The sequence below is a fragment of the Pseudomonas sp. NPDC098747 genome (assembly GCF_044760045.1).
In the GTDB taxonomy this organism is placed as follows: Bacteria; Pseudomonadota; Gammaproteobacteria; order Pseudomonadales; family Pseudomonadaceae; genus Aquipseudomonas.
Window position 1 is genome coordinate 21,289 of record NZ_JBIWAL010000019.1, and the last position, 12,294, is coordinate 33,582.

The following is a 12,294-nucleotide window of genomic DNA, read 5'->3' on the forward strand; positions in this document are numbered from 1 at the left end:
GCCCTTTCAGCCACCCCTCAAGGAAGACGCCATGCCTGACACCAATCCACTTTTACAACACTGGACACTGCCGCCGTGGTCGGCGATTCGCGCCGAGCATCTGCTGCCGGCCATCAACGTTATCGTTGCCGAAAATTACCAGATCATCGAACACGTGATCGCCAGCCAGACCGAGCATCCAAACTGGGATGATCTGGTGGTGACCATCGATACTGCCGATGCGCGCCTGGGCGATGCCATGGGCATTATCGACACGCTCTCGACGGTCAAATCCGACGACGCCGACTGGCTCAGGGAAAGCGCATTGTGCAGCCTGGCTGCAGGCCAGTACGTAGCCGACAAGACCGCCAATCTCGAGTTGTACCGTACTTACCAACGCCTGGCGCAGAGTTCGGTTGCCGCCAGTTTCGATGATCAGCGCAAAGCCTCGCTGGCGAAGATTCTGCGCAGCTTCCGCTTGTCCGGCATCGAACTGCAGCCAGCGCAACAGCAAAAGCTTGCCCGCCTGAACCGCGACATCCAGCGTCTGGAGCAACTGTTTCAAAGCAATCTGGAACTGGCCAACGCCGCGTGGAGCAAGCGCGTCGACGACGTTACGCAACTTGAAGGCCTGCCTGCCAAGGAGCAGGCACGCCTGGCACTCAATGCGAAAATGGCGGGACACAACGGCTGGCTGCTCACGCTGGATCAGAACACCTACCGACAAGTCATGACCCATGCGCAAAACCGCTCGCTGCGCGAAGAATACTTCACAGCCTGGATCAATCGCGCCTCCGATCGAGGTCCGCGGGCGGACAAACTCGACAACGACCCAGTGCTGACTGTGCTGGTCGCGTTGCGTCACAAAAAGGCTAAATTATTGGGCTTCGAGAACTTCGCCCAGTTACGTCTGGCAGACCGCATGGCCACGTCCCCCGCGCAAGTCAGGGCCTTTATACGTCAGCAAGTGGTGCTGAACACGCCGACCCTGCTGAGCGATGCGCAGGCGCTGAAAGCGTTTGCACCGACGCAAGGTATTGCCAACATCCAGCCGTGGGACGAAGATTTTCTCGCCGAGCAATTACGCCTACAGCAATTGAATGGGGCGCTAAAAGGCTTGCGCCAGTATTTTTCGCTTGATGACACGTTGCGTCAGCTCTGCCGGTTTTGCGAGCACCTGTTCGGCATCACCATCGTCGAGCAGACAGCACTCAGCCACTGGCATGAAAGCGTCCGACTGTTGAATGTCAGCGAGCACGGGCAAGTGATCGGGCACATCTACGTTGACCCTTTCCACCGCGAAGACGCCACTGACTTCGCTTTCTCCTCCGTACTACGCATCCGCAGCATCAATGCCGAGGGGCGGCCATCGCTGCCGATCGCTTGTCTTAATTGCAATTTCCCGCCTGCCACCGACGCGCACCCGTGCCTGCTCTCTCACGAAAACCTGCGCGTGCTGTTTCATGAGTTCGGCCACTGTTTGCAGCATGTCCTGACGCGCTCGCCCCATCGCAACCTGGCGGGGATCTCTCAACTGGGACGCGATACCGCCGAATTCACCGGGCAGTTATTCGAGCAATGGTGTCAGTCACCGGAGTTTCTGCTGTGGCTGGGGACGCATTACCAGAGCGGCGAACGTCTGACAGAGGCACGGGTCAACACCGCACTGGCTGCGCTTGGCGCCCACACCAGTCGATCAACCGCCACGCTGCTGCTGATGGCGCTGTTTGATCTGGAGTTGCACCGCAGCCCAGGCGATGGTCGCAGCATCGAACAGGTGTTCGAGGATGTGCAACGCGAGATGCCGCAACTGCGACTGTCGGGTTATCACCGTTTCGCCTTTGGCTTTGACTACCTGGTGACCGGTTACGAAGCGTCGGTCTATGCCTACAAATGGTCGGGGGTGTTGGCGACCGAAGCGTTCAAGCGGTTCCAGCGGGACGGGGTTTTCGAACCGCAAACGGGCCGCGCTTTTCGCGAGGCGTTCTTTGCCCCCGGCGACTCAGGCTCGTTGCTGAGCGCGCTTGAAATCTTTCTCGGCCAACCGGTCACTACGCAGATCTTTGCCGCCACCACCGATTGATCACTTCAGATTAACCGTCTGAAACCAGCTCTTCAGCGAACAGGTCGCAAATGCGCTGGTGCTGCAATCACCGTTGGCCAGCGCGATTCGCAGCTTGTCGACATCCGCCTGCATCACATAGCGCACGCTGTCGTGGAAGTGGCCGCTTTCACCAAAACCACCTTGAGTCATCTCGTTCAGGGCGTCCTCTTTACTCCAGCCTTGCACCACTACGCGGTACATCGCGGCCATCAGCCCGGTGCGGTCGGACCCGTGCTTGCAATGCATCAACACCGGGCCGCTGGCCTGCGCTTCCTGGATCGCACGCAGGGTCTTGAGCACATCGCTGTCGTCGACGTGGTTGGTGCGATACGGCAATTGCACTTGATGAATGCCGGGCGTGGACAGCCAGTTGCTATCGGCTTCGGGCAGGAAGTTGATCACCGTGGCCACCTTGAGATTCTTCAGCAACGGCACGGCACCGTCGTTGGGCAACGCGCTGCGGTACAGCGTTGGCGACATCTGGAACAAGTTGTATTGCACCTCAACCGGTTGCGCCCACTCCGCAGGACGAAGTGCCGCGGGCTCGGCAGCCTGGACCGGAATCAACGGAAACAGCGCTACAAGCGAAAAACACAAAGCAGGAAAAAGACGCACTCGGGACATGCTGGATTGACCGTATCGGGATTGTTCAGTGACGGGACCCGCAGCTTCGCCATCTGGCGGTCAAAGCCCCGTGAGCCTGTTGTCAAAGAAGCGTGAACCCGCGTTTTTTCCTCAACCCCAGCCGCGCAATTCCAGTCTTTTTGCGCTTAATCGATTCATCGCGATGCTTAGCCTGCTACCATTTGTCACATCATGTTGCAGACGCGTCGCCCTTTTCTGGGGCAAACCGCCACGTCGCGACGATAAATCCTCACGCCGTTCGCAGAAACGGCTGACCAATCTTGATGCCTGATGAGGTGCAACCAATGTCTGATGAAAATCGAGACAACCCGCGGCGTGAGTTCTTGCGCAAATCCCTGACCCTGATTCCCGTCGTCACCTTGGCCGGCGCTGGCCTGGGCAGCAGCGTATTGCAAGCTGCACCTGAAACCGCGCCCGCTGCCCCCGCGCCACAACCGATTCGCGCTGACGCCGGCGCTTATCAGCCGAGCTATTTCACCGCCGAGGAATGGGCGTTCATCAATGCTGCCGTGGCGCAGTTGATTCCCAGCGATGCTCAAGGCCCGGGCGCGATTGAAGCCGGCGTGCCGGAATACATCGATCGCCAGATGAACACGCCGTATGCCGCCGGAGCACTTTGGTACATGCAGGGCCCGTTCAACGCTGAAGCGGCCCCGGAGATGGGATGGCAGAGCAAACTGGTCCCTAAAGAGATCTATCGCCTCGGCATCGCCGCCACGGATCAGTGGACAAAAGCCCTCAACGGCAAAACATTTGCCGAGCAAGACAGCGCTACCCGAGAGGATTTGCTCAAGCAACTCGAAGCCGGCAAACCGCAGTTCGATAGCGTCCCGGCGAAGATTTTCTTCAATCTGTTGCTGCAAAACTCCAAGGAAGGGTTCTTCTGCGACCCGATCCATGGCGGTAACAAAGGCATGGTCGGCTGGACCATGATCGGCTTCCCCGGCGCCCGCGCCGATTTCATGGATTGGGTGGAACGCAACGAGCAATACCCCTTCCCGGCAGTTTCGATTCGCGGCGAGAGGGCGTGAGCATGGCAATCGTAATGAAGAAGGTCGACGCAGTGATCGTCGGTTTTGGCTGGACCGGCGCGATCATGGCCAAAGAGCTGACCGAGGCTGGCCTCAATGTGCTGGCGCTGGAGCGCGGGCCGATGCAGGACACTTACCCCGACGGCAACTATCCGCAGGTGATCGACGAACTCACCTACAGCGTTCGGAAAAAACTCTTTCAGGACATCTCCAAAGAGACCGTCACCATCCGCCACAGCGTCAATGACATTGCCCTGCCAAACCGCCAGTTGGGTGCGTTCCTGCCGGGCAATGGCGTCGGCGGCGCCGGACTGCACTGGTCGGGCGTGCACTTTCGCGTCGACCCTATCGAGCTGCGCATGCGCAGCCACTACGAAGAGCGCTACGGCAAAAGCTTCATCCCCAAGGACATGACCATCCAGGACTTCGGCGTCAGCTATGAAGAGCTGGAACCGTTCTTCGATTACGCCGAAAAAGTCTTCGGCACCTCGGGCCAGGCCTGGACCGTCAAAGGTCAGTTGGTCGGTCAGGGCAAGGGTGGCAACCCTTACGCACCGGATCGCTCGAACCATTTCCCGCTGGAAGCGCAGAAAAACACGGTTTCCGCACAACTGTTCGGCAAGGCAGCCACAGAGGTCGGTTACAAACCCTACAACCTGCCTTCGGCGAATACTTCAGGGCCTTACACCAATCCCTACGGCGCACAGATGGGCCCGTGCAACTTCTGCGGATTCTGCAGCGGCTACGTTTGCTACATGTATTCCAAAGCCTCGCCGAACGTGAACATCCTGCCGGCGCTCAAACCGCTGCCGAATTTCGAACTGCGGCCCAACGCCCATGTACTGCGAGTCAACCTCGACAGCACGAAAACCAAAGCCACCGGCGTTACCTACATCGATGCGCAGGGGCGTGAGATCGAGCAACCAGCGGACCTGGTGATCCTCGGCGCGTTCCAGTTGCACAACGTACGGCTGATGCTGCTCTCCGGGATCGGCAAGCCTTACGACCCGATCAGCGGCGAAGGCGTGGTCGGGCGCAACTTCGCTTACCAGAACATGGCCACGATCAAGGCGTTCTTTGACAAGGACACCCACACCAACAACTTCATCGGTGCCGGCGGTAACGGCGTGGCGCTGGATGACTTCAACGCCGACAACTTCGACCACGGCCCGCACGGCTTCGTCGGCGGCTCGCCGATGTGGGTCAACCAGGCTGGCAGCCGACCGATTGCTGGCACCTCGAACCCGCCGGGCACGCCAGCCTGGGGCAGCGCCTGGAAACGCGCGACCGCCGATTACTACACCCACCAGGTGTCGATGGACGCCCACGGCGCGCATCAGTCCTACCGTGGCAACTACCTCGATCTCGATCCGGTTTACCGCGATGCCTACGGCTTGCCGTTACTGCGCATGACCTTCGACTGGCAGGAAAACGACATCAAGATGAACCGCTTCATGGTCGAGAAAATGGGCAAGGTCGCTGAAGCGATGGGTCCGAAAGCCATTGCGGTGATTGGCAAGAAAGTCGGCGACCATTTCAACACCGCCGCCTACCAGACCACCCACCTCAATGGCGGCGCGATCATGGGCACCGACCCGAAAACCAGCGCGTTGAACCGCTACTTGCAGAGTTGGGATGTGCACAACGTTTTCGTGCCGGGGGCATCGGCGTTTCCGCAAGGCCTGGGGTACAACCCGACCGGTCTGGTCGCTGCATTGACCTATTGGTCGGCAAAGGCGATCCGCGAGCAATACCTGAAAAACCCCGGCCCGCTGGTTCAGGCTTAAGGAGTGATGACCATGAAGAATTTCGTTATCGCGACCCTGGCCCTGCTCAGCAGTGCTGCTTTGCAAGCGGCCGAAGTCGATCAATCTTTGATCAAACAGGGTGAATACCTGTCCCGCGCTGGCGACTGCGTGGCGTGCCACACCGCCAAGAACGGCAAGCCGTTCGCCGGCGGCCTGCCGATGGAAACTCCGATTGGCACGATCTACTCGACCAATATCACCCCGGATAAAACCGGCGTAGGTGATTACAGCTTCGAGGACTTTGATCAGGCCGTGCGTCATGGCGTCGCCAAAAACGGCAGTACGTTGTACCCGGCGATGCCGTATCCGTCCTACGCCCGAGTCAGTGAAACCGACATGAAAGCGTTGTACGCGTACTTCATGCACGGCGTGGAACCGGTCGCGCAAGAGAACAAGGCCAGCGATATTCCATGGCCGTTGAGCATGCGCTGGCCGTTGATGGGCTGGCGCTGGATGTTTGCGCCTAAGGTCGAGGACTACAAAGCCACGTCGGACGACCCGGTGATTGATCGTGGGGCGTATCTGGTAGAAGGCCTCGGACATTGCGGCGCCTGCCATACGCCGCGTGCCCTGACCATGCAGGAAAAATCCCTGAGTGCGGCCGATGGCAGCGACTTTCTGGCCGGCAGTGCGCCGCTGGAAGGCTGGATCGCCAAGAGTTTGCGTGGCGATCACAAGGATGGTCTCGGCAGCTGGAGCGAGGAGCAACTGATGCAATTCCTCAAGACCGGCCGCAGTGATCGCAGCGCCGTGTTCGGCGGCATGAGCGATGTGGTCACCCACAGCATGCAATACATGAACGACGCCGACCTGACCGCGATTGCGCGCTACCTCAAGTCGTTGCCGGCCAATGACCCGAACGATCAACCGCACCAATACGATGAGAAAGCCGCCAAGGCCCTGTGGAACGGCGACGACAGCCAGCGTGGCGCTTCGGTGTACATCGACAACTGCGCAGCATGCCATCGCACCGACGGCCACGGTTACACCCGCGTGTTCCCGGCGCTGGCCGGCAACCCGGTGCTGCAATCGGACGACCCGACTTCGCTGATCCACATTGTGCTCAAGGGCGGCACATTGCCCGCAACGCACACTGCGCCGTCGACTTTCACCATGCCTGGTTTTGCATGGCGGTTATCGGATCAGGAAGTCGCGGATGTAGTGAGCTTCATCCGGGGTAGTTGGGGTAACAAAGGCGCGCCAGTGACGGCAGCCGATGTCGCCAGCCTGCGCACAAACGATATGCAGACCACGTCCGGAGATGACCTGGGGCAAGTGACCGAGCAGAACTAACAATAAAGCCCTGCATGAAAGTTCATGCAGGGCTTTATAGCAACTTGGCGTCAATACAAATCAGCTGAAAGATTCATTCACGGATTAACGATACTCACATAAGCCTTGGCCAATGCTTCCAACTTGGCTTTGTCATCACTATCAATATCGCCGTCGCCGTCCACATCCTTCTTGTCGGTGCGAATGGTGAACGACTTGCCCCGATCGCTGGACACCGCGACAACATAAATCGAATCGACCAATGCCTCGGTCGACAGTTGTTCCTCAGCATCCCAGCCCAGTTCCTTGCGGGCCAGTTGCATCGAAACAATGGTGTTGGGCTCCGATGGCCCCGGGAGCATCATTTGCAGGAAAACACCGCGTTGATTGAGAAACGACATAAATTAAATCCCTTTAAATTAATAACAGGCGTCAGTGCCTGGAAGTTGCGAAGACTATATTTGATAACTTTCATTCACAACGGCACATATGTTTCTCGGGTTGTATTTAGTTCCAGTCATTTACATAAATAACAAAACGAACGGAAGGAAAAATCCGCGCCTGTGTGCCTGAGCCGAACGGTACTGGATCGTCCAGCACTTACTCATATACTGTATGCATATACAGACACGAGATTCGCGCAATGATCAGCCCTCTTCCACCTCGCGGACGCGGCACCGCAACCAACCCGCACAATCGCTTCGCGCCGAACCGCTCGGTGGCGGAGGACGACGGCTGGCATCAGGAAGTGCCCGAAACGCAAAATACCGAGGTGATGATTGAAACCGCAAAAACCATCATCACCCGCAACACCTCGCCGGATTTGCCCTTCGACCGCTCGATCAATCCCTATCGCGGCTGCGAGCATGGCTGCATCTATTGCTACGCACGGCCCAGCCACGCCTATTGGGACATGTCGCCGGGACTGGATTTCGAAACCAAGCTGATCGCCAAGACCAACGCTGCGCAGGTGCTGGAAGAACAGTTGAGCAAACGCGGCTATCAATGTGCGCCGATCAACCTGGGTTCCAATACCGATCCGTATCAGCCGATCGAACGCGAGCACAAAATCACCCGTCAAATCCTAGAAGTGCTTTTGCGCTATCGGCATCCGGTAACCATCGTCACCAAGGGTTCGCTGATCCTGCGCGATCTCGACTTGCTCACCGAACTGGCGCAGCAACGGCTGGTGGCGGTGATGATCAGCCTGACAACGCTGGATGATGAGCTCAAACGCATCCTTGAACCCCGCGCCGCAGCGCCCAAGGCGCGTTTACGCGCCATCCGGGTCATGCGCGAAGCGGGGGTACCGGTCGGCGTGCTGTGTTCGCCGATGATTCCGATGATCAACGACAGCGAAATCGAAAGCCTGCTCACCGAGGCCCACGCCGCTGGGGCGCAAAGCGCTGCGTACATGATGCTGCGCCTGCCGCTGGAAGTGGCGCCGCTGTTCGAGGAGTGGCTGCAAGCGCACTATCCGCAAAGGGCGGCGCATGTGCTGAGCCTGATTCACCAGAGCCGTGGCGGCGAGCTCTACGACAGCCGTTTCGGCGCTCGCATGCGCGGTGAAGGGCCATTCGCCGATCTGCTCGCCCAGCGTTTTGCCAAGGCGATCAAGCGCCTGGGTCTCAACCAGCGTGAAGGCTACAATCTTGATTGCACGGCCTTCTGTCCGCCGGGTCGCCAGATGTCGTTGATTTAGCGACAATTGGCTTATGGTTGAGGGGTTGGAATCCTTCCGTCGAAAACCTCAGTCACGTTTTTTGTGACCTGGAACACACGTTCTAGAGCGTTTGATTCAGTTTGAGTTAAGTTTCGGCGGCTACCTTGTTCATCGAGTGACTGACGGGTCGGGACGACCCGGATGTTTTAAACAGCCACTGGCTTCATACCGGAATACCGGGGCAAGACTCCCTGAATCCGCCAAAGAGGATGAATCATGAGTGACAAGGATAAACAGCCGCTGGCTGCGTCGGCGCAAACCCCAGAAGCGGATTCCGCCGATGCAGCGCTGCGACAGATCGTAGACGGCTTTTTGCATTTTCATCATGAGGTCTTCCCGCAGCAGGAAGAACTCTTCAAGAAACTCGCCACGGCCCAAGCGCCCAAAGCGATGTTCATCACCTGTGCCGACTCGCGCATCGTTCCCGAGCTGATCACCCAGAGCTCACCTGGCGATCTGTTCGTGACCCGTAATGTCGGCAACGTTGTGCCACCCTACGGCCAGATGAATGGCGGCGTTTCCACAGCCATCGAGTACGCGGTACTGGCGCTGGGCGTGCAGCACATCATCATCTGCGGCCACTCCGATTGCGGCGCCATGCGTGCGGTACTCAACCCGGACAGCCTGGAAAAAATGCCGACGGTCAAAGCCTGGCTGCGCCACGCCGAAGTCGCGAAAACCATGGTGCATGAAAACTGTAACTGCGCCGACGAAAAAGAAAGCATGCCGATCCTCACCGAGGAAAACGTCATCGCCCAATTGCAGCACTTGCGTACCCATCCTTCGGTAGCCTCACGCATGGCGAACGGTCAGCTGTTCATCCATGGCTGGGTCTACAACATCGAAACCAGCGAAATCAAAGCTTACGACGCGGATCAGGGACGTTTCCTGCCGCTCGATGGCAGCCATCCGATTCCGGTGGCGACGCCCAAAGCGCGCTTCTAAATCTTCCTGACAATCTGTGTGGTTTGACGCCGGCCGCTGTTTCAGCGGCCCGGCCTCGCCACGCCTGAAGAAAACTTCGGGAGAATCACCATGCGTGCTGCTCAATTGAAAGCTGTATTGCCACGGGAGCTGCTCGCATCCGTGGTTGTGTTTTTGGTCGCCCTGCCGTTGTGCATGGGCATCGCCATCGCTTCCGGGCTACCGCCGGCCAAAGGCCTGATTACCGGGATTATCGGTGGCCTGGTGGTGGGTTGGTTGGCGGGTTCGCCTTTACAGGTCAGCGGGCCGGCGGCGGGTCTGGCGGTTTTGGTGTTCGAGCTGGTGCGCCAGCACGGTATCGAGATGCTCGGGCCGATTTTGCTGCTCGCCGGTTTCCTGCAACTGGTGGCCGGACGACTGAAGCTCGGCTGCTGGTTTCGGGTCACGGCGCCGGCGGTGGTCTACGGCATGCTGGCGGGGATTGGCGTGCTGATCGTGCTATCACAGATACATGTGATGCTCGATGCTTCGCCGAAACCTTCCGGGCTGGATAACCTCACGGCATTCCCCGCTGCGGTGGCGCAGGCCTTGCCGTCGTTCGGCTGGCAGGCCGGGCTGCTGGGGCTATCGACGATTGCGGTGATGTGGTTGTGGGAGAAATTCCGCCCGCACTCGCTGCGGTTCGTTCCCGGTGCTTTGCTCGGCGTCGGCCTGGCCACGGGTGCCAGTCTGCTGCTGGCGTTACAGGTCAAACGGGTTGAAGTACCGGCGAATCTGGCGGAAGCCATCGACTGGCTGAAACCTGCGGACCTGCTCAGCCTGGCCGACCCGACGCTGCTGATCGCCGCGTTCGCCGTGGCGTTTATCGCCAGCGCGGAAACCCTGTTGTCGGCGGCAGCGGTAGACCGCATGCACAATGGCGTGCGTTCGGACTTCGACCGTGAACTGTCGGCGCAAGGCGTCGGCAACATGCTCTGCGGACTGGTCGGCGCACTGCCGATGACCGGGGTGATCGTGCGCAGTTCGGCCAACGTCCAGGCCGGCGCGACCACGCGTTACTCGACGATCTTCCATGGCTTGTGGCTGCTGGCCTTCGTGCTTTTGCTGTCGAGTGTGCTGCAAAGCATTCCGGTGGCGAGTCTGGCAGGTGTGCTGGTGTATACCGGTTTCAAACTGGTCGACCTGAAAGCCTTCCGCGGTCTGAGCCGTTATGGGCGAATGCCGATGTTCACCTACGCCGCCACGGCTCTGGCGATCATTTTCACTGACCTGCTGACCGGTGTACTGATTGGCTTCGGCATGACGCTGGTGAAGCTGGCCTTCAAGGCATCGCGATTAAAGATCAGCTTGATCGACCTGCCGCCGGAAGGGGAAATGGAGTTACGTCTGATCGGCGCGGCGACGTTCCTCAAGGTGCCGGCGCTGACCCAGGTGCTGAACACCATTCCAGCAGGCGCGACGGTGCATGTGCCGCTCAATAACCTGAGCTACATCGATCATTCGTGTCTGGAGTTGCTGGAAGAATGGGGCCGGGCGAATGCGGCCAAGGGGTCGAAACTGGTGATCGAGTCACGCGGGTTGAAGCGTAGGCTTGAGGGGCGGATTCGGACGACTACTGGAATCGGCTCAGCCGCTTAAAAACCGTTTGAAACCAAACCCTGTGGGAGCGAGCTTGCTCGCGAAAGCGGTAGATCAGTCGACATTGATGTTGAATGACACACCGCATTCGCGAGCAAGCTCGCTCCCACATTAGATCTATACAGTCAGTTCCGTCAGGCGGCGGGCTGATCAAGCTCCAGACCCACACCCAAGCGGCGACCCATGCACGGCCAGCGTTTCCACGCGGCCCCCGTGTCCGGGCTGCTGAGTTTTTCGCGGTAGATCTCTACCGATTCCAGCGCAAAACTCTCATCGTTGAGCATCTCGTCGATGGCGTGATGCACCGCTTCGTCCAGTTGGTTGGCAAATTCCTCACCGATCAACTGGTGAGCAATCAAGTTGGCGACCGTCATGTCCAAAGGGATCAGTGGCTGGCCGAAATGCTTGATGTACAGGTCGTTGACCTCTTCGACAAAACGGTGCGCCAGGTAGGCTTCGTCCAGCAGGCTATCCAGGCCAACATGCCCGGCCATGATGGCTGGCGGCTGGAGGAAGTACTGCTCGGCGATTTTCAGCACCGGTTTGATCTGCGATTCGATTCCCGCTTCCTTGGCGACTTCATTGGCTGCATCCAGCAAGTCCGGTACTTCATCGATGTAGGCGGCGACAAAACGCGTCAGCACACCATTGGCGTCGGCTTCCGGCAATTGGATCGCCGGGTGTAAATGAGGCAGCTTGCTTTCCAGCTGACGGGTCAGCAGGCCGGTTTCTTTCTCGTGCTGTTGGGCTTTTTGGATCTGCTCGCGCAATGCGGCGGTGTTCATGAAAACTCCAGGGAACAAGGCAATGAAATAGGGAAGACATAAGTTAGCTGGCTTACGAAAAATGCTAAGACGCATTTGTCATAATTATTTCATCCTTGATGCATCTGCGTTATATCGATTTGCCACCACTCGTCTGCATCCTTCTCCATTCCTGCCCTTGAACGCAAGTCTTCGCTGTTTCAGATCATTTACGTCCGCACATTGCAATTTCCAGTCGCTGTCTATACTCGCCAGTGAATGGAGTTAGCTGATGACGCCCGACTGCACCCGCAGCAAGGCACGGCGATTCAAGTTCGTAGTCTGATGCAGCCGCTCCCTTGCCGCAGGCGTATGCCGGAGGGATTACAAGAACGATAAGGGGAACCCGCTATGATGCGACATCCTC

Annotated in this window: 10 protein-coding genes and 1 pseudogene; 8 read left to right on the forward strand and 3 right to left on the reverse strand. The window is 58.5% G+C overall.

The window, feature by feature from the left end:
* The first annotated feature begins 31 nt into the window (after positions 1 to 31).
* Positions 32 to 2,062 (forward strand): M3 family metallopeptidase, encoded by a 2,031-nt coding sequence (locus ACIQVE_RS13940; protein WP_402809087.1) that lies wholly within the window; start codon positions 32 to 34, stop codon positions 2,060 to 2,062.
* On the opposite strand, the gene ACIQVE_RS13945 is transcribed toward ACIQVE_RS13940, so the two are convergent.
* Positions 2,063 to 2,707: a dual specificity protein phosphatase family protein gene (locus ACIQVE_RS13945; protein ID WP_402809089.1), complete on the reverse strand. Its 645-nt coding sequence runs from the start codon at positions 2,705 to 2,707 to the stop codon at positions 2,063 to 2,065.
* Between the two features lie 305 nt (positions 2,708 to 3,012).
* Between ACIQVE_RS13945 and ACIQVE_RS13950 the strand changes: the two genes are divergently transcribed.
* The 3 genes from ACIQVE_RS13950 to ACIQVE_RS13960 are packed head-to-tail and all read left to right on the forward strand — an operon-like array spanning position 3,013 to position 6,860.
* Positions 3,013 to 3,759, forward strand: coding sequence for a gluconate 2-dehydrogenase subunit 3 family protein (locus ACIQVE_RS13950; protein WP_402809092.1), 747 nt, complete (start codon positions 3,013 to 3,015; stop codon positions 3,757 to 3,759).
* 2 nt (positions 3,760 to 3,761) lie between these two features.
* On the forward strand, positions 3,762 to 5,546 hold the full coding sequence (locus ACIQVE_RS13955) for a GMC family oxidoreductase (RefSeq protein WP_402809095.1): 1,785 nt from the start codon (positions 3,762 to 3,764) through the stop codon (positions 5,544 to 5,546).
* Positions 5,547 to 5,558: 12 nt separating this feature from the next.
* Positions 5,559 to 6,860, forward strand: a complete 1,302-nt coding sequence (locus ACIQVE_RS13960; RefSeq protein WP_402809098.1) for a c-type cytochrome — start codon at positions 5,559 to 5,561, stop codon at positions 6,858 to 6,860.
* A gap of 77 nt (positions 6,861 to 6,937) precedes the next feature.
* Here ACIQVE_RS13960 and ACIQVE_RS13965 read toward each other — a convergent pair whose 3' ends face one another.
* Complete coding sequence (locus tag ACIQVE_RS13965; RefSeq protein WP_402809099.1) at positions 6,938 to 7,240, reverse strand: hypothetical protein; 303 nt, start codon at positions 7,238 to 7,240, stop codon at positions 6,938 to 6,940.
* A gap of 242 nt (positions 7,241 to 7,482) precedes the next feature.
* Here ACIQVE_RS13965 and ACIQVE_RS13970 point away from each other — a divergent pair, with 242 nt between their 5' ends.
* The 4 genes and pseudogenes from ACIQVE_RS13970 to ACIQVE_RS13985 form a co-directional block, all read left to right on the forward strand.
* Positions 7,483 to 8,541, forward strand: a complete 1,059-nt coding sequence (locus ACIQVE_RS13970) for a PA0069 family radical SAM protein (protein WP_402809101.1) — start codon at positions 7,483 to 7,485, stop codon at positions 8,539 to 8,541.
* Positions 8,542 to 8,778: 237 nt separating this feature from the next.
* On the forward strand, positions 8,779 to 9,507 hold the full coding sequence (locus ACIQVE_RS13975; RefSeq protein ID WP_402809104.1) for a carbonic anhydrase: 729 nt from the start codon (positions 8,779 to 8,781) through the stop codon (positions 9,505 to 9,507).
* A gap of 90 nt (positions 9,508 to 9,597) precedes the next feature.
* Positions 9,598 to 11,124, forward strand: coding sequence for a SulP family inorganic anion transporter (locus tag ACIQVE_RS13980; protein WP_402809105.1), 1,527 nt, complete (start codon positions 9,598 to 9,600; stop codon positions 11,122 to 11,124).
* Positions 11,125 to 11,131: 7 nt separating this feature from the next.
* Positions 11,132 to 11,233: pseudogene (locus ACIQVE_RS13985) on the forward strand (metal ABC transporter ATP-binding protein); the annotation flags it as partial.
* A 25-nt stretch (positions 11,234 to 11,258) separates the two neighbouring features.
* Here the strand turns inward: ACIQVE_RS13985 and ACIQVE_RS13990 are convergent.
* The gene (locus ACIQVE_RS13990) at positions 11,259 to 11,909 is read right to left on the reverse strand and encodes a hypothetical protein (protein ID WP_402809107.1); all 651 of its coding nucleotides are present in this window, start codon (positions 11,907 to 11,909) and stop codon (positions 11,259 to 11,261) included.
* Positions 11,910 to 12,294 lie beyond the last annotated feature (385 nt).